19 protein-coding genes are annotated in these 21,904 nt (G+C 63.6%); 5 read left to right on the top strand and 14 right to left on the bottom strand.

The genetic code is table 11. The annotated features are described in order from the left end of the window. Nucleotides 1–1,488: a YifB family Mg chelatase-like AAA ATPase gene (locus tag Q7C30_RS16200; protein ID WP_317872116.1), complete on the bottom strand. Its 1,488-nt coding sequence runs from the start codon at nucleotides 1,486–1,488 to the stop codon at nucleotides 1–3. 207 nt (nucleotides 1,489–1,695) lie between these two features. Between Q7C30_RS16200 and Q7C30_RS16195 the strand changes: the two genes are divergently transcribed. Together Q7C30_RS16195 and Q7C30_RS16190 are read left to right on the top strand one after the other, a co-directional pair. Further along, nucleotides 1,696–1,998 (top strand): hypothetical protein, encoded by a 303-nt coding sequence (locus Q7C30_RS16195; RefSeq protein ID WP_240326927.1) that lies wholly within the window; start codon nucleotides 1,696–1,698, stop codon nucleotides 1,996–1,998. A gap of 107 nt (nucleotides 1,999–2,105) precedes the next feature. Next, nucleotides 2,106–2,360 (top strand): hypothetical protein, encoded by a 255-nt coding sequence (locus Q7C30_RS16190; RefSeq protein ID WP_317872115.1) that lies wholly within the window; start codon nucleotides 2,106–2,108, stop codon nucleotides 2,358–2,360. A gap of 234 nt (nucleotides 2,361–2,594) precedes the next feature. Here Q7C30_RS16190 and Q7C30_RS16185 read toward each other — a convergent pair whose 3' ends face one another. From Q7C30_RS16185 to Q7C30_RS16140, 10 genes are all read right to left on the bottom strand, one after another. Continuing rightward, nucleotides 2,595–3,221 carry a LysE family translocator gene (locus Q7C30_RS16185; protein WP_039581711.1) on the bottom strand — a complete coding sequence of 209 codons (627 nt, stop codon included), beginning with the start codon at nucleotides 3,219–3,221 and terminating at the stop codon, nucleotides 2,595–2,597. Between the two features lie 198 nt (nucleotides 3,222–3,419). Beyond that, entirely contained in the window at nucleotides 3,420–4,619 is a 1,200-nt protein-coding gene (locus Q7C30_RS16180; protein WP_317872114.1) for a biotin carboxylase, read from the bottom strand. Next, nucleotides 4,616–5,872: an ATP-grasp domain-containing protein gene (locus Q7C30_RS16175; protein WP_039581705.1), complete on the bottom strand. Its 1,257-nt coding sequence runs from the start codon at nucleotides 5,870–5,872 to the stop codon at nucleotides 4,616–4,618. The genes Q7C30_RS16180 and Q7C30_RS16175 overlap by 4 nt, the downstream gene beginning before the upstream one ends. A gap of 34 nt (nucleotides 5,873–5,906) precedes the next feature. After that, nucleotides 5,907–6,863: a TauD/TfdA family dioxygenase gene (locus Q7C30_RS16170; protein ID WP_317872113.1), complete on the bottom strand. Its 957-nt coding sequence runs from the start codon at nucleotides 6,861–6,863 to the stop codon at nucleotides 5,907–5,909. A gap of 142 nt (nucleotides 6,864–7,005) precedes the next feature. After that, nucleotides 7,006–8,844, bottom strand: a complete 1,839-nt coding sequence (locus Q7C30_RS16165; RefSeq protein WP_304482882.1) for a carbamoyltransferase — start codon at nucleotides 8,842–8,844, stop codon at nucleotides 7,006–7,008. Then, a complete protein-coding gene (locus Q7C30_RS16160) occupies nucleotides 8,841–10,943 on the bottom strand; it encodes an iron-containing redox enzyme family protein (protein WP_317872112.1) in 2,103 nt (700 codons plus the stop codon). Before Q7C30_RS16160 ends, Q7C30_RS16165 begins: the two co-directional genes overlap by 4 nt. A 112-nt stretch (nucleotides 10,944–11,055) precedes the next feature. After that, entirely contained in the window at nucleotides 11,056–12,105 is a 1,050-nt protein-coding gene (locus Q7C30_RS16155; protein ID WP_029612544.1) for a hypothetical protein, read from the bottom strand. A gap of 647 nt (nucleotides 12,106–12,752) precedes the next feature. Next, a complete protein-coding gene (mgtA, locus tag Q7C30_RS16150) occupies nucleotides 12,753–15,464 on the bottom strand; it encodes a magnesium-translocating P-type ATPase (RefSeq protein WP_317872111.1) in 2,712 nt (903 codons plus the stop codon). A 265-nt stretch (nucleotides 15,465–15,729) separates the two neighbouring features. Further along, on the bottom strand, nucleotides 15,730–16,002 hold the full coding sequence (locus tag Q7C30_RS16145) for a hypothetical protein (protein ID WP_317872110.1): 273 nt from the start codon (nucleotides 16,000–16,002) through the stop codon (nucleotides 15,730–15,732). Nucleotides 16,003–16,365: 363 nt separating this feature from the next. Next, the gene (locus Q7C30_RS16140) at nucleotides 16,366–16,629 is read right to left on the bottom strand and encodes an accessory factor UbiK family protein (RefSeq protein ID WP_029612547.1); all 264 of its coding nucleotides are present in this window, start codon (nucleotides 16,627–16,629) and stop codon (nucleotides 16,366–16,368) included. A 410-nt stretch (nucleotides 16,630–17,039) separates the two neighbouring features. Between Q7C30_RS16140 and glnK the strand changes: the two genes are divergently transcribed. The 3 genes from glnK to sutA all read left to right on the top strand — a co-directional run bounded on the left by glnK (nucleotide 17,040) and on the right by sutA (nucleotide 19,531). Then, nucleotides 17,040–17,378 (top strand): P-II family nitrogen regulator, encoded by a 339-nt coding sequence (glnK, locus tag Q7C30_RS16135; RefSeq protein ID WP_002555808.1) that lies wholly within the window; start codon nucleotides 17,040–17,042, stop codon nucleotides 17,376–17,378. Nucleotides 17,379–17,427: 49 nt separating this feature from the next. Beyond that, a complete protein-coding gene (locus tag Q7C30_RS16130; protein ID WP_317872109.1) occupies nucleotides 17,428–18,765 on the top strand; it encodes an ammonium transporter in 1,338 nt (445 codons plus the stop codon). Between the two features lie 436 nt (nucleotides 18,766–19,201). Beyond that, entirely contained in the window at nucleotides 19,202–19,531 is a 330-nt protein-coding gene (gene sutA / locus Q7C30_RS16125) for a transcriptional regulator SutA (protein WP_039581546.1), read from the top strand. Between the two features lie 66 nt (nucleotides 19,532–19,597). Here sutA and Q7C30_RS16120 read toward each other — a convergent pair whose 3' ends face one another. From Q7C30_RS16120 to Q7C30_RS16110, 3 genes are read right to left on the bottom strand one after another with little or no spacing between them, the layout of a single operon-like run. Then, the gene (locus Q7C30_RS16120) at nucleotides 19,598–20,293 is read right to left on the bottom strand and encodes an HAD family hydrolase (protein ID WP_317872108.1); all 696 of its coding nucleotides are present in this window, start codon (nucleotides 20,291–20,293) and stop codon (nucleotides 19,598–19,600) included. Beyond that, nucleotides 20,290–21,189 (bottom strand): tyrosine recombinase XerC, encoded by a 900-nt coding sequence (gene xerC / locus Q7C30_RS16115; protein ID WP_317872107.1) that lies wholly within the window; start codon nucleotides 21,187–21,189, stop codon nucleotides 20,290–20,292. The genes Q7C30_RS16120 and xerC overlap by 4 nt, the downstream gene beginning before the upstream one ends. Continuing rightward, complete coding sequence (locus tag Q7C30_RS16110) at nucleotides 21,189–21,899, bottom strand: DUF484 family protein (protein ID WP_317872106.1); 711 nt, start codon at nucleotides 21,897–21,899, stop codon at nucleotides 21,189–21,191. The genes xerC and Q7C30_RS16110 overlap by 1 nt, the downstream gene beginning before the upstream one ends. Between the last annotated feature and the right edge of the window lie 5 nt (nucleotides 21,900–21,904).

Here is a 21,904-nt window from a genome sequence, read left to right as displayed (position 1 = left end):
TTAACTGCCTGGCCGATACTGCAGGGCCTCGGCCAGGTGCGCGCGTTCGATACGCTCGGCCTGTTCGAGGTCGGCCAGGGTTCGCGCCACCTTGAGCAGCCGGTGGGCCGCGCGTAGCGACAGGTTGAGCCGTTCGCAAGCGTTCTCCAGCCAGGTCATGTCGGCGCTGTTCAATGCACAGTGCTGACGCAGGCCCGGCAAGGTGAGAAACGCATTGGCGCAGCCCTGGCGCCGCTGCTGGCGTTCGCGGCATTCGGCGACCACGGCGGCGACGCTGGCGCTGCCTTCGCCGCTGGCCTGGTGGCTGAGGGTGGTGCTCTCGCGCGCCACGGTCAGGTGCAGGTCGATACGGTCGAGCAGGGGTCCAGAGAGTTTGTTGCGGTAGCGCTGGATCTGTTCCGGGCTGCAACGACAGCGCGCTGCCGGGTCGCCCAGATAGCCACAGGGGCAGGGATTCATCGCTGCCACCAGTTGAAAGCGTGCTGGAAAGCGCACCCGGTCTCTGGCCCGCGATACCACGATCTCTCCAGACTCCAACGGCTCGCGCAGCACTTCCAGCACCCGCCGCTCGAATTCCGGCAACTCGTCGAGAAACAGCACCCCATGGTGCGCCAGGGTGATTTCGCCGGGCTGTGGCCTGCTGCCTCCGCCCACCAGCGCCGGGCCGGACGCCGAGTGGTGCGGATGGCGAAAGGGTCTTTGCGGCCAGCAGTCCAGCGGCGCCTTGCCGCTGACCGACTGGATCGCCGCCACCTCGAGCGCCTCGTGCTCGTCCAGGGGCGGCAGCAAACCGGGCAGGCGACTGGCCAGAAGTGTCTTGCCGGTGCCGGGCGGGCCGGTGAACAGCAGGTTGTGCGCTCCGGCGGCGGCCACCAGCAGGGCGCGCTTGGCAGCGACTTGCCCCTGCACTTCGCTGAGGTCTGGGTAGGGCCGCGTGCGCAGGGTCAGCCCGTTGGCCGCATAGGTCGGCAGCGGCACCTGGCCGTTGAGGTGCGCGACCAGTTCCTGCAGGTGCCCGACGGCATACACCACCAGACCGCCCGCCAGGCTCGCTTCCTCGGCGTTCTCACGCGGCACCACCAGCGCCCGCCCGGCTTCGCGCGCGGCCAGCGCCGCCGGCAACACGCCCTGGACCGGCCGCAGCGCCCCTGAAAGCGCCAACTCGCCCAGGCATTCGAAGTCGGCCAGGGTGGCAACCGGCACCTGCCCGTTGGCGGCGAGAATGCCCAGGGCGATGGCCAGGTCGTAGCGCCCGCCGTCCTTGGGCAGATCGGCCGGGGCGAGATTCTGAGTGATGCGCCGCGCGGGATACTCCAACCCGGAGTTGACGATGGCGCTGCGCACCCGGTCCTTGCTTTCCTTGACCGTGGCTTCGGGCAAGCCCACCAAGGTGAGGTTGGGCAGGCCGTTGGCCAGATGGGTTTCGACGCTGACCGCCGGCGCCAGCACCCCGACCTGGGCGCGGCTGTAGACGAGGGCGAGGGACATGGACACTCCTTGATCGCTGGGGACGCCGCGTCCTGCGGCTGGGGGCAAGGATAGTGGTGGGATTGGGTGTGGGCAGGGAAAGAGTGAGACGGGGTTTTGCGACAAGCGAGCCATGAGCCACGCTTGCGCCGGGGTACCTGCATGATTGCCGAAAGCTTTCGCGATCTACCAGTGTGATGCTTTAGAAAGAAGCGCGAGGTGGCTAGAATGAGCGAGTCTCTGTCCATTTCCCCTCAGGAGAAAGGTATGTCGAGTACAAAGCGCCTTACCGAAAAGGAGATTCAACATCTCGAAGGTGAGATTCCTGCAGTCGCAGCAGGTGCAACGCGTATGGCCTTCTTGCGAGCGCTCGCGGCCGGACATACCGTCATGACGGTGCAGGGCAGCTATCTCGTTGAGTCCAAGGCCGATGGATCCGAGACGGTCGTCGGTAATTCCAGGCCTCGCCGCAAAGTGAGTGTCGGTCAGGCCATCCAGGTCCACCGAGTAGGTTCAAGTGCTAACGCCTAGGCTACGCGTCTTTGCGGGGCCGAATGGTTCGGGCAAGAGCACCATCAGAGAGCCGCACCTACCTCTACTTCGTGGCCACTGACGACCCAAGCATCAACATAAACCGCGTGGCTAACCGTGTAGATGATGGTGGACACAACGTCCCGGCTGACAAGATCGTTCAGCGTTTCCACCGGTCACTCAAGCTACTGCCGGAGGCAGTAGCAGCGTCCAACCGTGCTTACATCTTCGATAACTCGGGTGAGCACTCTGTCTGGTTGGCCGAGATCACCGACGGCACCAGCCTTGAATACAAGGTTGAGGACCAGCCTGATTGGTTCATGCAGGCCTACGTAGATAAGGTCACGAGCGACGCGAGCTAATGGTAGCTGGATGTTGCGCCACCGCCAGCGCTCTTGACCTACCGTGACAGCATCCTCGATTTTCTCCTCCGGATTAGGATGTCGACATGAATGGCTTGGCAGTGGTGACGGGCGGCAGCCGCGGGATCGGTGCGGCGATCGCCCGCCAGCTATGTCACAGGGACCATCGTGCCGGTGGCCGGGGGCCGCTGAAGGTGGCCAGTACCCGCCAGCGCCTGCCGGCGGGCAACCGGTTCAGTCCAGTGGCTTGCGCATCAGGATGTCGATGGCGAAAGCACCGAGCACCCCACCGGATACCCAGCGCTGGGCACGCATGGCTTTCGGCCGCGCGGTCAGGAAGCGGCTGACCCGCGCCGCCGCCAGCACGATCAGGCCATTGACGGTCACGGCGATGCTGATCTGTACCAGCCCCAACTGCATGTACTGCTGCAGGGTCGACCCGGCAGCGGGATTGATGAACTGAGGGATCAGGGCCGAGTACATCAAGGCGATCTTGGGATTGAGCAGGTTGGTCACCAGGCCCATGGTGAACAGCTTGCGCGGTGAATGAGGGGGCAGTTCGCGCGCTTCGAAGGGCGAGGAGCCGCGGATCATGTTCCACGCCAGGTAGCCCAGGTAGAAGGCCCCGGCGATGCGTACCACGTCGTAGGCCATCGGCACGGCCTTGAACAACGCGGACAGGCCAAGCCCGGAGGCGACCAGATAGCAGATGAAGCCGAGCGCTACGCCGGCGAGCGAGATCATGCCGGCCAGGCGTCCTTGGGAGATCGCTCTGGAGGTGAGGTAGACCATGTTGGGGCCAGGCGTCAGGACCATGCCCAGGGCGATGATCGCCACGCCTATCAAGTTTTCCACTGGCATCGGAATTGCTCCTGCAAAAGTTAAGCGTGCGCTAGGGCCGGTCTTGCGCCGGCCACCAGCGTCCACGGGCTGTCCCTGCCAGCGCCCGACCGAGGACGGGCGCCTTTGAGACGTCGATAGTGACATGCGCCGAGTCGCCAGCGACAGTGGCGCTCATCTGCACGCTGACAGTGCCGGTGTGCGGCATGCCGCGAGCGGTCATGCCGAGGCACTCCAGGTCTGTGCCAGATGCTCGAAGATGCGCTCCACATCCCGCACCAGCGCCGGACGGTCGAAGCTGCGCAGCCGCAGCCGAGTGCGGGCGCCCTCGTAGACCCCGCTGGGCACACCGGCGGGCAGCGCCTCCTGCGCCCAGTACAGCGTACCCAGCTCGGTGCGCAAAGGGCTTTCCCGGCGGCCGATCACCCAGGCACCGCGCTCGCCGTGCAGCGGTCGCCCGTCGCGGCTGCGGGTGCGGGCATGATCGCGCTGACGGCTACAGGCCTCGGTCTGCAACTCCCAGGCGATGCCGACCAAGTCGATGTCACGCACCTCGCGCCACAGAAATGGAATCTCCGCGCCGCCGACGCGTGCGCCGATCTCCAGGAAACGCAAGGTCTGACCATCGTCGAACAATTCGAGGTGGAAGACGATCTCGCGTTGGCCTGCGAAGACCGCGAGCAGCGCCGCCACCTGCTCGGCGATAGCGCGCTCGTGTTCGTCCGCGTCCAGTTCGATGCTGCCTAGCGCGCTGTCCGGCCCGAAGTCGGCACAGCTGTTGACGTATCGCGAGGCGGTCAGGACGACGATCCGCTCGCCGTCCCACCAACCATCCACGTGCAGGATCGGCGCTGCGCAGAACGCCTGAACCATCATCGGCTCGGCGTGCGGCGCTTGCAGCAGCCTCAGGTCTTGCGCCTGGCGCAGGATCCGCACACCGCGGCTGGCGGTACCGCATCGTGGCTTGAGCACCAATGGATAGCCGTGCTCGGCCAGCAACCGCTGTACCGCCTGCGGGTCCTCGGCGCTTACCGCGGGCAGGATCGCGATCGCCGCCTGTCGGGCGGCGACCTCGAGCATGGTCAGCTTGTCGCGAAAGCGCTCGATCCAGGCGCAGGGGTCGCCTGGCACGCCCCATCGTTCGCGGATCGCCGCAGCGTTGAGCAGGTCGCCTTCGTTGAGCGCAACCACCCGATGCGGGACACCGTGCAGCTCGATCAGCCGCTGCGCCTCGGCCATCACCGCAGTGGCATCGTCCAGCGATTCCAGCGTCGAGATCGAGGCCAGCCGATCCTCGGGCAGCGACTGTGCGGATTCGGCCGTGCAGATCGCGCGGATCTGCATGCCCGGCTCAAGGCCATAACGCTCGTAGAGTGCCTGGCGCCCCACCCAGCGGTGCAGGCAGAGCACGTAGCTCATGCCTTGGGCTCCATGATGAAGTGCACCGCCTGCACCAATTCATCGCCGATGCGCACGGCATCCTCGCGTGAGCTGCCGGTGGCCAGCACATAGCCCGACACGCAGTCGGCGACCGTATCCAGGGCCGGTATCGTGTCGCCTTCGTGTTTCTGAATGACCACCGCCTGTTGCGCCTCGCCCAGCTCGAACAGGAAGGGCAGGAACACGCGTGGGGTCTCGCCGGGGCGGGTGTGACGGACATCGACATCGGGTTTGAGGTCGAGCTCGACCTTGCGCACCGTGCCCGGCGTCGGCACGAAGAACTGGATCGCAGCGCCGGCTTTGGGCTGGGGCGATTGCAGCGGCAGTTCGTCGATGCCCAGCGGCACGGTCAGGAACATCCGGTTCAGGTCCAGGCCGAATGCGCGGCGCACCAGTTCCGGGGCCCCGGAACCGGCCAGACGTGCGTGCGACTCCAGCACCCGTGGGCCTTTGTCGGTGAGCACGAACTCGCTGTGCGACGGACCTTCCACCAGTTCCACGGCATCGAGCAGGCGGCAGGTCATGTCCATGAGCTCCGGCAGCCATTTCGCGGCGTCGGTGCTGGGGGTGCTGACTTCCCACTCCACGTATTTGTCATTCATGCGGTACTGCGAGTAGCCGATGGGCAGGTGACGCCCGGCGAAGGAGAACGAGTCGACGCTGACCACTGGGCCATCGAGGTACTCCTCGATGATGATGTGTCGCACCTCGGCGTGCTTGAGCGCTTGCCAGGCCTGGGTAGCAGTGTCGGCGTCGAAGCAGGGGTGGATGTGCAGGCTGGCGACGCCTTCGGCAGGCTTGAGCACCGACCGGCCGTGCTCGGCCACGAAGTCGATGGCGTCCTGCGCGCAGGTCACATGACGGTAGGCGACCGGGCTGAGGTCATGCTCGGCCAGCAGCTTGCGCATGGCCACCTTGTCCTTGAGCAGGTGGGCCGTCTTGTACGACACGCCGGTGAGCTGGAAATGATCGACGACCTTGCCGGTCGACTCACCCGCCACTTCGGTGGTGGTGATGATGCGCGCGAAGGGGCGCTCGCGGTGCAGCGGCTCGAGCACCTTGATGATCGCTGCCGCGTCGTCCAGCGGCGCGTGCACCACCTGTTCGCAGTGGCTGAGGATGTCGTCTTCGTAATCGCCTGGCTGGTGCACCAGCACGACATCGATACCCAGGGCCTTGGCGCCGTGAATCGGGGCAGGACGACCACCAATGACTGCAATACGCTTGTTCATGCAAACTTCCTGTTCGAGTGAGGATGGAGTGGGATCAGTTGCCGTAGACCCGGCGCAACCAGCGCGCCTGGCCATCGGGCAGAGGTTTGAAAGCCCTGCGCCGATGCAGCACACGGGTGTTCTTGAAGATGAAGAAATCTCCGGGCTGCAGCACCAGCTCGATGCCGCGAATCTGGCCGAGCACCGCGCGCAACTGCGCCAGCGCGGTCTCTGCGTGGGGGGTCTGGGCGCTGACGATGCCGTCGTCGAAGCGCAGTCGATAGCCCTCGGCACTGCGTTCCAGAATCGGCATCACGCGGTGTTCGCCGTCGAACCCTTCGTTCGAGGCCGGTGCACCGAAGACGTAGCTCGATTCGCTCAGGTGCTCGATGGCCAAGCTCGGCAGTTGCGCCAGTACATGGTCGATGCAGACGATGTCGGTCGACGCCTGCTCCTGGTTGCGCACCGCTGTGAAGGCCAGGTAGTTGGGTACGCTGCGGGCGACATCCAGCGCTTGGTCGCCGAACGGCCAGTTGGGATTGTCGGTGTGCCAGGAAAAGTCGACATCCGCGCCCCATGAGCTGGTGGTGCCGACGGCCTGTGGTACGGGCACGACGTTGCGTACCAACTTGCCGTGGTTCTCGTATTCCACGGCATGACAACGCACGCCGAGCAGTTCGAGCATGCCGAAATGCAGCAGATCGAAGTCCAGTACGCACTCGGCGTCGGGCAGGAACCCGTCGCAGGGCGAGCGTACTTCGGTACTGAGCTCGATCCCACGCAGCAACAAGGCTTTGTAGCCGCTGCCGGGAAACGCGGCGATGGCCTGCAGAACATCACTGGCCAATGTCGAACGCAGCCATTGCGCGCCGACGTTGCCGACGTCCTCGGCACGGTGCGGCGCTGTGCCCAGGCGTTGCCGACACTGCGCCAGCACTTGCCGGTCATAGCCTGGCACTCTCAGCGTGTTGATCACCGAGGCCTGGTGCACGTCCAGGGCCATGAGACTCATGGCAGGCGCTTCAGGTAGGAGGCCGCGCGTGGGTCGGGCCGGTGTGCAAAACGCGCGCCCCGACGGATGAACGGGCCGAACAGCGACAACAGAGACACGATGACGTAACTCATGGATACACCTTCCCTAGTGGTTGAACGACTCAATCCAGCGGCACGGTCTCGCGCCAGTCGACGGCTTCTTCGAAGTGCGGTTGCTGGGTTTTCTCCAGGTAGAAATTGCCGATCGCCAGCACGTCCATGTTGGTGCGCATGAAGCAGCGGTAGGCCTGCGCGGGTGTGTTGACGATGGGCTCGCCGCGCACGTTGAAGGAGGTGTTGACCAGCACCGGGCAGCCGGTCCGGCGATCGAAGCGCTCCAGCAGCGCGCGGAAACGCGGATTACGCTCGCGGTCCACGGTCTGCACGCGTGCCGAGAAGTCCACATGGGTAATGGCCGGCAGGCTGCTGCGCACCACCTTGAGCAGGTCGATGCCGCTGAGTGCCGCTTGGGCGGCGGGTACGCTGCGGCGCACGGCTTGTGCGACCGGCGAGACCACCAGCATGTAAGGGCTTTCTTCGACGATGTCGAAGTATTCCGAAGCCTGCTCGGCGAGCACCACCGGCGCAAACGGCCGGAAAGACTCGCGAAACTTGATGCGCAGGTTCATGGTGGATTGGGTGTCGGCGCGGCGCGGGTCGCCGAGTATCGAGCGGTTGCCCAGCGAGCGCGGACCGAACTCCATGCGCCCCTGGAACCAGCCGACCACGCCGCCTTCCTCCATGCTGAGGATCAGCCGATGGTCGAACGCTTCGTCATCCAACTGCTGGTACACCGCACCGCACAGGTCGAGCTCGGCCTTGATCTGCGCGTCGCTGTATTCAGGTCCCAGCAGCGCGCCCTGCATGCCGTCCACGCCTTTGGGCAATTCGCGCACGTGAACCTTTCTGGCACGGCGGTCGCTCAGCAGCGCAGCGCCCAGCGAGCCTCCGGCATCCCCTGCCGCCGGCTGAATCCACAGGCGATCGAAGGTCCGCTGCCGAGACACCACGCCATTGGCCACGCAGTTCAGTGCCACCCCGCCAGCCATGCACAGATTGCGCTCGCCAGTCAGATCCCTCGCCGTCTGCGCCAGGCGCGACACCACCAATTCGGTGACTTTCTGCACAGAGGCGGCGAGGTCGAACTCGCGTTCGGTCAACGGCGCTTCCGGCAGGCGACGAGGTCCGCCGAACAGGCGTTCGAACGCCTCCCCCGTCATCACCTCGCCACCGATGAACTCGAACTTGCTCCAGTCCAGGCGGAAGCTGCCGTCAGGCTTGACGTCGATCAACTCGGCCAGGATTCGATCGGCGTGCACCGGCTTGCCGTAAGGGGCCAGGCCCATCAACTTGTACTCGCCCGAGTCCACCTTGAATCCGCAGAAGTAGGTGAACGCGGAGTAGAGCAGTCCGAGCGAGTGGGGAAATTCGAGCTCGGCAACCTGTTTCAGCCCTTCTGGCGTGCCGTGCCACAGCGTGGTAGTGGCCCATTCGCCGACGCTGTCGATGCACAACACTGCCGCCCGTTCGAACGGGCTGGGAAAGAACGCCGAGGCTGCGTGGGATTGATGATGGCCATGAACCTCGATCACGCGTCCCTGGCGATCGCCCATCTCCTGCAGATGCCGCTGTACCTGGCGGTCCATGCGGCGCTTGGTCTTGAACCAATCACTGAGTACGGGGGCGTAGGTCGCTGCCGAGGAAAACCCGGCGACGGCCGCGGTGGACAGCACCCGACGGAATTTCAGCGCAGGGTCTTCGTAATACGCCACATGGTCGACCTGCGCCAGGGACAGCCCCGCCTCGGCCAGCACGAACGCGATGGCCTGGGTGGGAAATCCGGGATCGTGTCGAATACGGCTGAAGCGTTCTTCCTGGGCGGCCGCCACGATGTGGCCATCGACCACCAGGGTGGCGGCGCTGTCGTGGTAGAAAGCGGAAATGCCGAGCGTGCAGGTCATAGCAGCGACCTCATTCGTTCCTTGAACTTGTCCAGCATGGTGTCCTCCCTGGGGGGGTTGAGTGCGGCGAAGCCAACGCGGACGCGTGTCCACAAGGCCTCTCGATCGGTTGCGCCAAAAGCACTGAGGTAGGTGTCGAGGCTGGCGACCGCCCATGCGCTGTGCCCGGTCGCGATGTTGTCGATGGCGTTGTGCAGGTCGACGAACAAGGTGGGGTAGCCATAGGCGCGCAAGGCCTTGTGCGTGCGCCGGTAACCGCCCCCTACGCCGGACAGTTCCATCGCCAGGTTGAGGCCGAGAATTTCCGCGCAGTAGTGTTGCGGATAGCGGCCGATCGCAAGCCACAGCAGCGGCAGGTCGAAATCCTGATCGGTAAAGCAATCGGCGGCGGCGTAGTCGGCACTGGCTGTCGCCGGCAGTTCGCCGTGCACGGCGCGCAATAACTGGCGATAGATCACCGGGTGGTTCTGCGTCAGGACACCGTTGCCGAGTTCGTCGTAGAAGGTTTCGAACAATCGGCTGGCAAACCCTGAACTGGCTAAGGAAGGGTGGGCGAAGCCTGCTAGCCAGGCACCGTCGATCATGGTCAGTGGGGCCAGGGCGAGAATGTCGGCGACCACCTCTTCGCGTGTGGGCACTGCCTCGTCCGGATCCAGCGTGGCATTGGCGGCCACATGCTGGAGCTGCAGCCACTGGCGCAGTGCGCCGGGCGCCCAGCGCTCAGGCAGTGGGCAGCGCCCCTTGGACAGGGCTCTGGCAGACCTGACCAGCCAGCGGTTCACATAGTCGCGAGTCTGCTGCTCTTCTGCAGGGGTGAGTTCGACGTGAAGCCAGCGCGTATAGCGTTGGCGGGGGGGCACGGTAGTGCAGAGGACCGAGCCTCGCTCATCGACGCACAAGGCACGCTGCAGCAGGCCGTCGTCCTTCCAGTGCAGGTGCGCAGGTTCTGGGCTGGGGGCCTGGGCGTAGGGCAGTCCGGCGATCCAGCGTTGCAGGATCAGTACGTCGTCGGGGCTGAAGATCCGAAACATCTTGCCGCGGGGCGAGATCAATGCGTTCAGCAGCGGACTGCGGTGGGGGTCGCCAGGGCGAACGTAGGCGCTATTGGCCAGATGGTCGAGCAGTAGCAGCGCGTCGTCTGTCTGCAGCATAGGTTTCATCGGAGCGCCCGCCAAGCGGGTGCTGTCGTGGTACTGACACGCCTCTGGGCGTCGCCGCCTGATCACATCCCGTGCCGCTTCCCGGGGATCGAGCCAGCGTTCGAGCACCTCGAGCAGCGCGCTGTGGGCCGTTTCGACCTGCCAGCGCGCCCAGGCATAACCTTGGGCAACCGCCTGTTCGGCGCTGGCGTCGGCCTGGGCCAGGAAGTCGCAGACTGCGGTCCCGGCCAGCACGGCCAAGTCACAGTTCGGTTCGCTCGGGTCCCGGCGCAAGTCGAGAAAGGACGTGGCGGGCGAGGGCTGGGCGATGAACGCGAACATCGGCAGCAGGCCGGCGTGGCGCAGGTACAAGTTGACACCAAGGATCTGTGGCAACAGCGATTCGGGGAAATGGCCCATCACCAGCAGCATCGCCGCCAGGTTGAAAGCGCCCGGGCAAAGGCTTTCATCCTCGCCGATGCGCAGAGGGTCGATGCCGTTTTCCGAAGGTCCGAGTTCACGCAGCAGTTCGGCGTAGCGTGGCAGGCGTCCAGCGCCGGCCAGCCCTTTGCCGACATCGGCTGCATGAATACTCAACACCGCCATGGCATAGGACGATTCGTTGTTCCAACTGGCACAGACGCTGTGCAGCAAGTGTTGGCTGCCGACCAGCAAGGGCGCGGCCTCGCGCACGGCCTTGGCCCTGAGTACGGCACGTTCGTCGGTCTCCAGGCGTGCGCACAAAGCGCGCCACGGCCTGGCCAAGCGTTGCACGCGGTCGGCCGTTTCCTGTGCCAACGTTTCCAGCGCCTGGGGGCAGCGCCAGTCGTTGGTCATTGCCTGGCCAACCGGGACGTCGCGCAGCAACGCGCGCAGGTCGGCAGGCGAGAAGGTTTGCCGAGCCTGCTCGCCCGATTCGGCGCTGAGCAGGGCGCAAAACACGGTTCTGGCGCTGTTCATCAGTGCATCGGATAAATGGAGGAATTGTTCTTTTTCTTGGTCTTCTTCTTGCGCTTGAAGAGCGCGCTGAATGCCTGTCGAATCCGTTTGAACATGATCGATTCCTTTCCTGTTAGTTCAGATGTTGCTGAATGGCCTGCGCCACGACGTCATTTCCGGTATCGGTGAAGTGCGCGCGGTCGACAAACAACCATTCAGTCGCCGGTCGCGACCTGAGGCCATGCACCAAGTTGGTGAATGGCAGGTCCAATGTGTGGCACGCCGAGGCCAGATAATCGGAATAGTGATCGGCGACTGTGGGGTCGGATATATCACCGTATAATTGCGACCACGTGCCGAGTTTTGAGATCTGATCAAGTTCGTCAAACAATCGCTTTTCTTCAGCGCACGGAGAACGCACCCAAGTGGCCAGCGGTTGCATGAGAAAAGACAGTTCCGCGCCGTGTGCCTGGGCCAGACTTTTCCATGTCGCCAGGCAGCGCGCCGTTTCTGCCGTGGCACGACTCAGTGTTTCCCCGACAGGTGGGACCGCTGTGGTTTCGGTGGGCCACTTTGGAAGTTTCGCTGGCGGCAGAGATGCCCCATGTGCTTCGGCGATCTCGTCGAACTTCTCGTAATAATCGCCGCAGAAATAGAAGGGTGGAAGTTCACCGCGAATGAACTCGGGCAAGCGCGCCATGACCAGGGTGTTGAAGCCGCCCAGCACCACGATTCTGCGGATCTTGGGCAGGCGATGCCGATGCAGCATGAACAGCATCAGCTCCTGCGTCGCATTGAAACAATGCCCGGCGAAATTGAGCCAGGGAATGCCGTCGGGGTCGTGGTGCGCGAGCCGGCTGGCGACACTCGCTGCATCGCTGGAAGCCCCGTAGCCCAAGGCGGGAGAGGCGCCTACCAGTAGGTTGACGATGTCGGCCGGGCACTCGTCGAGCGTGCCGGCGCTCACCGGCCTGCCGTTTCGATCATGGGCGATGCGAAACCCCAGTCGGTCGGTATGGATGCTGGGCGATTGATAGTCGGCTGCATTGAAACTCATGACGTAGGGCAGATACTGCGAGCGACCACGATTGGCGAAACGGTCGTAATCGAGCATCTGCGGTGTCAACTTCACGCGCTCGAGATCTGGATGGTCGAGGGCAACGGGCTTGCGTCTTTTGAACACGGTAAATTCACTCCATTGAACTAACAACGTCCGTTATTTAAGAAACTTTCGTTCAGGCGAATACAAGCCGCGTGCGTGTTTAGAGCAACGGTCATGTGCACATGACGAGCAAAACGGATTGACGAGCGCCGTTAGCCGGCTCGGCAAGTCAGTGTTGCGGGCATGTTAATAAAGGGCAGGGAGCTAAGAGGTGAACGTCTGAGGACAGTAGAAGCTTTTATTATGATTGCCGTGAAGGCTTATAGAGAGCGCGCGAGGCGCTGGGCACATGCGTGCGCAGCCGTGCATCAACATTGTTGTCATCCTTGTTCTTATAGTCGGCTCCAGCCGACGTGATGCTCAATGCGGTCGAGTATAAGTGACGGTCGTTGTCTGTCAATACGATGAACGGTTCAATTTCAGCGTGTCATGTGGTTTTTCATGAACCGCATTATCAGAAGCTGTCCAGTTGGATGTCGAACTATTCAAATGATCATGTTTTCAGATGATGCACTTACCCGGTGAACGATGTGCAGGATTCGAACGAACGGGTGGTCTAGGCCAGATAAGACAAAAACCGCCGAGCACGCTCAAGGAACTGGGATCAATGAGGTGCCGGGCGGCTTTCAATAGTGCCTTACCGCGCTTCAAGGTGTTTCAGGCAGCACCTAGAACCACTGGCCGAACCGGCGGATGTACAAAGTCTTCATGCCCTGAGCCACCACGCAGTAGCCCAGCAGCGTGGCGGCCAGCCAAGGGAAGTATTCCCACGGCAGCGGTACGAGTCCCACCATCGCGCCCACCGGCGAGAACGGCAGGTAGATGCCCAAGGCCATCACTGCACCGGTGGCCAGTAGCACCGGTAGCGCTGCGGTGCTCTGGAAGAACGGCACCTTGCGGGTGCGCAGCATGTGCACCACCAGCGTTTGCGACAGCAGGCCCTCGATGAACCAGCCGGACTGGAACAGCGCCTGCATTTCGACGCTATTGGCGGCAAACACGTACCACATCAGGGCGAAGGTGGTGATGTCGAAGATCGACGAGGTCGGCCCTATCCACAGCATGAAGCGGCCGATGTTGCCGGCATCCCACTTGCGTGGCTGGCGCAGGAACTCCTTGTCCATGCGGTCCCACGGCAGCGCCAGCTGGGAGAAGTCGTACATCAGGTTCTGCAGCAGCAGATGAATCGCCAGCATCGGCAGGAACGGGATGAAGGCGCTGGCCACCAGCACCGAGAACACGTTGCCGAAGTTGGAGCTGGCGGTCATGCACAGGTACTTCATGATGTTGCCGAAGGTTTCGCGGCCTTGTACCACGCCTTCCTCGAGCACCATCAGGCTTTTCTCCAGAAGGATGATGTCGGCCGACTCCTTGGCGATATCGGTGCCGCTGTCCACCGAAATCCCCACATCGGCGTCACGCAGGGCGGGAGCATCGTTGATGCCGTCACCGAGGAAACCGACGGTGTGACCGCTGGCCTGCAGGGCCTTGAGCACCCGTGATTTCTGCAGCGGGGTGAGCTTGGCGAACACGGTGCGGGCTTCGACCTGGATACCCAGGGTGGTGTCGTCCATGCGTTCGATGTCGCGACCCAACAGTGGCAGGCCGGGATCGAGGCCCACTTCACGGCAGACTTTGCAGGTGACCACCGGGTTGTCGCCGGTCAGCACTTTGACCTGCACGCCCTTGTCACGCAGCGCGGCGATGGCGGGGCCGGCGGTTTCCTTGGGTGGATCGAGGAAGGTGAGGAAACCCTGGATCACCAGGTCGCACTCGTCGTCGGTGTGGTACTGCGCCTTTTCTTCGGTAGGGGGAATGTGCCGGGTGGCGACCACCAGCACGCGGAAGCCATCGCGGTTGAACGCGTCGGCGCTGTCGAGCAGGCGCTGGCGGCGCAGAGCATCGAGTGCCACCACGTCATCGCCTTCCTGGACATGGGTGGCAATGGCGAGCATTTCCTCGACCGCGCCCTTGCTCACCATCAAGTGCTGGCCCAGGACGTTCTTCACCACCACCGACAGGCGCCGGCGAATGAAGTCGAACGGCAACTCATCGATCTTGGTATAGCTGCGCGGCGCCTCGAAGGCGTGGTCCTGGCCTGCGAAATGCAACACCGCCTGGTCCATCAGGTTGCGGATACCGCTCTGGTGGTAGCTGTTGAGCCAGGCCAGCTCCAGCACACGACGGTCGCGCTGACCGTCGAGGCGTACGTGGTGTTCGAGAATGATGCGGTCCTGGGTGAGGGTACCGGTCTTGTCGGTGCACAGCACATCCATGGAGCCGAAGTTCTGGATGGCGTTCAGGCGCTTGACCACCACTTTGCGTCGGGCCATGGCGACCGCGCCCTTGGCCAGGTTGGCGCTGACGATCATCGGCAGCATTTCCGGAGTGAGCCCCACCGCCACGGCCAGGGCGAAGAGGAAGGCATCGCCCCAATCGCCCTTGACCAGGCCGTTGATCATGAACACCACCGGCACCATCACCAGCATGAAGCGGATCAGCAGTGCGCTGACGCTGTTCACCCCGCGATCGAAGGCGGTCTGGGTGCGCGACCCGGCGATGGCCTTGGCCAGGGAGCCGAAATAGGTGCGCTTGCCCGTGGCCAGCACCACCGCACGGGCCCGGCCGCTGACTACATTGGTGCCCATGAAGCAGATGTTCGACAGCTCCAGCGGGCTGTCGGCGTCGCCGGCGTCTTCGGCGGACTTCTGCGCGACGTGGCCGAGGGTGTCGTACTTCTCCACCGGCAGCGCTTCGCCGGTCAGCACCGCCTGGCTGATGAACAAGTCACGCGATTCGAGCAGGCGCACGTCGGCGGGGATCATGTCGCCCGCCGAGAGCTGTACCAGATCGCCGACCACCAATTCGTTCATGGGCACTTCACGCAGGGCCGGTGCCTGGCCGAAGCGTTCGCGGCGCAGCACCGTGGCGGTGGTGCGAACCATCGCCTTGAGCGCATCGGCGGCCTTGTTCGAGCGGTACTCCTGCCAGAAGCGCAGCAGGCTGCTGACGCTGACCATGGTCATGATGATGATGACCTTGGTCAGGTCGGCGTCGTCCCCTTCGCCGGCACGGATCGGTAGCCAGTAGTCGGTGACGAAGCTGATCGCGGCGAGGGTCAGCAGGACATAGATGAAGGGGTTGTTCAGGGCCTTGAGCAGTTGCACCACGGCGGGTGCCTGACGGTCCTGGGCCACTTGGTTGGCGCCGTCGCGCTGCAGGCGCTTGGCGGCTTCCTGCTCGGTCAGGCCCAACTCGCTGGTGTCGAGGTTGGCCAGCGTGACGGCCAGTCCATGGTGCGCCTCACGGGCGGCCTGGGTGGACAGGCGGGTTTCGCGCTCGGCCTTGGCCGACGGGATATTGCGGTATTTGGCGGTCATGTTGCTGTGCTCCTGCCGCTGCGGCGGCACGCCACACAGACGTTTCACTCACGGGGTGAACGGCGGTATGTCGGGTCGCATGAAAAAACCAGGTTTTTCCGACGGTTGTCTGTTCGCTGCCGAGGGTCGGAAGTTGATCCGGCAGCGAACTTTCTACTCGCGCAGTCCATGGGTTTGTCCTCGTTCAAATAATTCAGGCAATAAGGAACCCTCAAACTTTTAAATTAAAAAAGTTTGCACGGAAGTGACCGTTTAAATACGGTTTTCAGATGAAGTTCGAGGGCCTCAGGCAGGCGCGAAACCAGGCCATCGGCCCGCTGCGACTCGGAGGTTCCTGAGGGGCGTCATGGCACCAGTGCAGGCGCAACTGGAGTTTTCCGTGACCAGGATGGGCCTGCCAGATGGCGCGCAGTTGCGGGCCGCGTGCAGCGGCCGTGGGAACGTCTTCAAGCCTCGCGCCGAGTGGCCTGCGGGCGCGTGCATGCAGCGCGGCCAGGCAGGCGTGCAGGCGATGTGAAACGAACGAGGTGAGGGTCATGAGCTTGCCTCCGACCGGCGGGCACCGGGCGAGGCAAGTCACGGCGGAGCGTCAGGCTCTGGCGCGGCGTGCCCGATCCAGGTGTCGGGACCGGTGTTCCGATTTCAGTGCCTGACCGGCCCGTGGGGCGCCGATCAGGCAGCGACTAGATACTGTGTCCATTGAATGCTTCATTGAGTGGAGTAAGGGCCTTTTCCCAAGGCGAGCGAACTTTATTCAAGGGTAGTATCGAAGTCAATCGCAGAGGGGGTCGTTAAATAACTTTCATCTTGTCGAATGCGATATTTAGTGTGTAGGAAAGCATTCTTCATAGGCTCGGCCTGCAGGCGGCATTGCACCGTGCAGGCTCTGCTAACTGGGGGCTCAGTGGTCCGCTGAAGGCGCCAGGCGGGCCTCGAGGTCGGCCACCTGCTTTTCCAGTGCTTCAAGGCGGGCACGGGTGCGGGCCAACACCACCATCTGGCTGTCGAATTCTTCTCGGCTGACCAGGTCCAGCTTGCTGAAGGTGCTCTGCATCAGGGCCTTGAACTGGCTTTCGAGTTCGGCGCGCGGTTGCGCAGTATCGCCGCTGAACAGGCGCGAGGCCTGGTCGCTCAGGGCATCGAGGAGGGCTTTGGGCGCGAGCATGGGGCAGGCTGTCCATCAAGAGGGAAGGGTTGGCAGTGTAGCACGGAGCCCCGGAACGGCTGGATGCACACTTTTTGCGCAGCATGCAGGGGTTGTATGCACCGGAATTGTGCGCCTTCTTCTCTGAGGGCCTCAGGCCAATCCTCGAGCATTAACGTAATGGCCTGTAATTCCGAGCTTTTTGAGAAATGGCAAGGTTTCTGCAATGACTCTCGCAAGCCATGCACTGATGACGTCCTGAGTGATCGGGCAGTGTGCAGGCGCAATCGCTAGGTCTCACGTCACCCACCGAAGCGTGCGTCGGAGGGGGGAAGGAAACCAACGACGCGTTACAAAGCCAGGCGCTGCGCTTAGACTTGAGACGGGTTTGTTTTCCTGGGGCAAGTCCACCAAATCGGGAGAAGAGTTTCATGAAGCTAGTCACTGCCATCATCAAGCCGTTCAAGCTGGACGACGTGCGCGAGTCGCTGTCGGAAATCGGCGTGCAGGGCATCACCGTGACCGAAGTCAAGGGCTTCGGCCGGCAGAAGGGCCATACCGAGCTGTACCGTGGTGCCGAGTACGTGGTCGATTTCCTGCCCAAGGTCAAAATCGATGTCGCCATCGACGACAAGGACCTGGACCGGGTGATCGAAGCCATTACCAAGGCTGCCAACACCGGCAAGATCGGTGACGGCAAGATCTTCGTGGTGAATCTGGAGCAAGCCATCCGCATCCGTACCGGCGAGACCGATACCGACGCGATCTAAGCGACGCAACACCGCCTCACCAAACCCAACACGCCCCAGGAGAAAACAAATGACTCTGCGCAAGATCGCAGGGCTAGGAGCCCTATTGTCCCTCGTCATGCCTGGCCTGGCCTTGGCAGACGAAGCCGCCGCCCCGGTGCTGAACTCCGGCGACACCGCCTGGATGCTCACCGCCACCGCGCTGGTACTGTTCATGACCATCCCGGGCCTGGCCCTGTTCTACGGTGGCATGGTGCGCTCCAAGAACCTGCTGTCGGTGATGATGCAGTGCTTTGCCATCACCGGTCTGATCAGCATCCTGTGGGTCGTCTACGGTTACAGCATCGCCTTCGATACCGCCGGTATGGAAAAGGGCGTGCTCAACTTCAATTCCTTCATCGGGGGCTTCTCCAAGGCCTTCCTCGCGGGCGTCACGCCATCGGGCCTGACCTCGGCCACTGCGCTGTTCCCCGAGGCGGTGTTCATCACCTTCCAGATGACCTTCGCCATCATCACCCCAGCGCTGATCGTCGGCGCCTTCGCCGAGCGCATGAAGTTCTCCGCCATGCTGGTGTTCATGGGCGTGTGGTTCACCCTGGTCTATGCGCCGATCGCGCACATGGTCTGGAGCGGTGACGGTGCGCTGATGTGGGACTGGGGCGTGCTGGACTTCGCTGGGGGCACCGTGGTGCACATCAACGCCGGTGTCGCGGGCCTGGTGGCCTGCGTGGTGCTGGGCAAGCGCAAGGGCTACCCGACCACGCCGATGGCACCGCACAACCTGGGCTACACCCTAGTCGGTGCGGCCATGCTGTGGATCGGCTGGTTCGGCTTCAACGCAGGCTCCGCCGCGGCCGCCAACGGTACCGCCGGCATGGCCATGCTGGTGACCCAGATCGCCACCGCCGCCGCCGCGCTGAGCTGGATGTTCGCCGAGTGGATCGGTCATGGTAAACCGAGCGCGCTGGGCATCGCGTCGGGTGTGGTCGCGGGTCTGGTCGCCATCACTCCGGCGGCGGGCACGGTAGGTCCGATGGGCGCTCTGGTGATCGGCCTGGCGTCCGGCGTGATCTGCTACTTCTGCTGCGCCACCAGCCTCAAGCGCAAGCTGGGCTATGACGACTCGCTCGATGCCTTCGGCGTGCATGGCGTGGGCGGCATCGTCGGCGCGATTCTCACCGGCGTGTTCGCGGCACCTGCGCTGGGCGGCTTCGGCACGGTCACCGATATCGGTGCGCAGGTCTGGGTACAGGCCAAGGGCGTGATCTTCACTGTGGCCTATACCGCCATCGTCACCTACGTGATTCTCAAGGTACTGGACGCGGTGATGGGGCTGCGGGTCAACGAAGAAGAAGAGTCGGTCGGTCTCGACCTGGCTCAGCACAACGAGCGTGGTTACAACCTGTAATCGCCACGCGGTAAAAAACTTGCCCGGCTCGTCCGGGCATTTTTTTGCCTGATTTTTACTGTTTCGCCTTGGGGCAAACGGTTTACCCGACACGTTCGTGACGTAGGGCGAATACTTACAAAATGACGGGTATTGATGGAGCTTTGCTTTTTCTCCCGGCGCGCTAGAATGCGCGCCGGAGGGGGCCTTCGAGGCGCCCTGCGCACGTCGGTGCCAGCTTTGCTAGGCTGGCTCATAGCGCAAGGCCATCGGCCCCCGCCGAAGATTTCGCCAGTGCTGGCCTTAGGCCGGAACCTGCTGGCAAGCGCTCCCTGTACGCAGCGCATACTCCAGGCCGTGGCCAATCCACGGTCGGTGGAATTTTCACCGGTGGCTGCCGGTCTACGGCATCACTGGGCCATAACTAATCTGCTTTTCGCAAGTCATGAGGTAGAACATGAGCGACGACGATCTGGAAAACGATGACCTCGAAGTCGGCGACGACGAAGAGGGTGACGAGGCCCTCGAAACGGCGGCCGACGACGGTGCCGAAGATGCCGGCGACGACGACAGCAGTCCGGCGCCGGCGGCCAAGGGCAAATCCAAGGCCGCTGTCTCGGTAGACGAGATGCCGAGCCTGGAGGCCAAGCAGAAAGAGCGCGATGCGCTGGCCCGGGCCATGGAAGAGTTCCTGGCGCGCGGTGGCAAGGTGCAGGAAGTGGAGGCCAACGTGGTCGCCGATCCGCCCAAGAAGCCGGACAACAAGTACGGCAGCCGCCCTATCTGAGTGGCTGAGTGCGAAAGAGCCCGCCGTCGCTGCGGGCTTTTTTGTGGGCGCTGAAAGGACAGGCGCTCAGCGCCAACGCGCCAGCACCTCGGGAAGCTGCGACAGCTGCCGGACCTCGGCGTCCGGCGCGCGCTCGCCGGTCCAGTCCTTGCCCTGGGGGTTGAACCACACCGCGCGCAGGCCGGCGCGCTGGGCGCCGGAAATGTCATCACCCGGATGGTCTCCGATGTGTACTGCGGCGGCTGCCTCGACCCCGCCGCGCTTGAGCGCTTCGAGAAACGGTGCCGGATCCGGCTTGCCCACGCCCAGGTCCTCGGCGCACAGGGCAAAGCGGAAGTAGTCGGAGATGCCCAGGCGACGCACATCGGCGTTGCCATTGGTCACTACGCCCAGCACATAGTGCTGGCGCAGAATCTCCAATACGGGCTCGACTTCTGGGAACACTTTGACCTGGTGCCGGGCCTGCAGGAACACCTCGAAGGCTTCGTCTGCCAGCGCCTGCGCCTGCTCTCGGGCGTAGCCGACTTCCGCCAGCGCGTTGAACAGCACACGTCGGCGCAGCGCACTGATGCGGTGCTTGAGCGCTGGTTCGGCCTGGACCAGGCGTTCGCGGATGGCAAACAGGTGTTCGACCGGCACGCTGCCCAGGCGTGGGGCATTGGCAGCCAGCCAGTCGCGCAAGAGGATTTCGGCGCTGGCGATCACGGGCGCGGTGTCCCACAAGGTGTCGTCCAGGTCGAAGGTGATCAGTTTGATGGTCATGAGTCGCTATCCTTGCTGCGTTTGGCCCGTGGGTGGGCGCTGTCGTAGACGGCGGCCAGGTGCTGGAAGTCCAGGTGGGTATAGATTTGCGTGGTACTGATGTCGGCGTGGCCGAGCATTTCCTGTACCGCCCGCAAATCCTGGGACGATTCCAGCAGATGGCTGGCGAACGAATGGCGGAGCATGTGCGGGTGCAGGTGCTGGCCCAACTCGCGCTCGCCGGCGGCCTTGACCCGTAGCTGTATGGCCCGCTGGCCCAGGCGCTTGCCTTGGCGGGTGACGAACACCGCGCTGTCACGCGGGGCGCTGATGCCGCGCAGCTTCAGCCAGGCTTGCAAGGCTTCGCGGGCCTTGCGCCCGACCGGCAGCACGCGCGCCTTGCCCCCTTTACCGTGGACCTGCACCAGCGCGCCAGCGAGGTCGAGTTGCTCCAGGTCCAGCTGAGTCAGCTCCGACAGGCGCAAGCCCGAGGAATAGAACAGTTCGAGGATGGCTTGGTCGCGGCGGGCGATGAAATCGTCATCGACGCCGCCGTCGAGCAGTTGCAGGGCGCGGTCGGTGTCGAGGGTCTTGGGCAGGCGGCGCTCGCCTTTGGGCGGTGCCAGGCCGTTGGCCGGGTCGTGCTCGCACAATCCTTCGCGGTTGAGGTAGCGATACAACCCGCGCACTGCCGAGAGCAGGCGCGCCAGGCTGGTCGAGGACTGGCCATGATGGTGCAGACGCGCCACCAGTTGACGCAACTGCTGGATCTGCAATGTCTTCCAACTGGCGATGCCTTGGTTATTGCAGAACTCGAGCACTTTGTTCAGATCGCGCCGGTAGGCGAGTTGGGTGTGTTCGGACACCTGGCGCTCGTTGCGCAGGTGCGCGCAATAAGCCGCCAGCTCACGTTCCATCAGCGCACCGAGCGCAGCGTCTGCGTCACCCGTGGAACCACGCGGCCGAGGATTTCGGCGATGTAGGTGAGGAACAGGGTGCCGACGCTGCTCTTGTAGTGCTGCGGGTCGCGACTGCCGATGGCCAGTACCCCGTGCAGCCCCTGGTGCTCCAGCGAGGCCACGGCACTGGAGCCCACCTCCAGGCGCTGTTCGTCGCCGAACAGGAATGCCAGCTCATGCTCGCGCAGGTTGCCGCTGACCGTCTTGCCGCTGCCCAGCAGCCCACCGATGGCCTGTTGCGCCTCGGCGCTGCTGACCCAGCGCCCGACGGGCGCGGCGTTGTCGCCGAACAGGATCAGGCTGACGAAGGGCACCTGGAATTCCTGGCGCAGGCTGTCTTCGACCGCCATCACCACTTCTTCCAAGGTGTTGGCGTCGAGCAGGTCGAGAATCAGCCGACGGGTTTTTTCGAACAATCGGTCGTTGTCGCGGGCCACGTCCATCAGTTGCGACAGGCGATGGCGCATCTCGATGTTGCGCTCGCGCAGCAGCGTGAGCTGACGTTCCACCAGCGATACGCTGTCGCCGCGCTGGTGAGGGATGCGTTGCTCGATCAGCAGGTCGTCGTGCTCGGCGAAGAAGGTGGGGTGGGCGCGCAGGTAGGCGATCACCGCCTCGGCGTCGAGATCGGCGGCTTGCTCGGGTACAACCTGTGGCTGATCGGTCATGGCGG

Origin of the sequence: Pseudomonas sp. RAC1 (assembly GCF_030658255.1) — a bacterium.
In the GTDB taxonomy this organism is placed as follows: Bacteria; Pseudomonadota; Gammaproteobacteria; order Pseudomonadales; family Pseudomonadaceae; genus Aquipseudomonas; species Aquipseudomonas boreofloridensis.
This window is presented reverse-complemented; position numbering and strand designations above follow the sequence as displayed.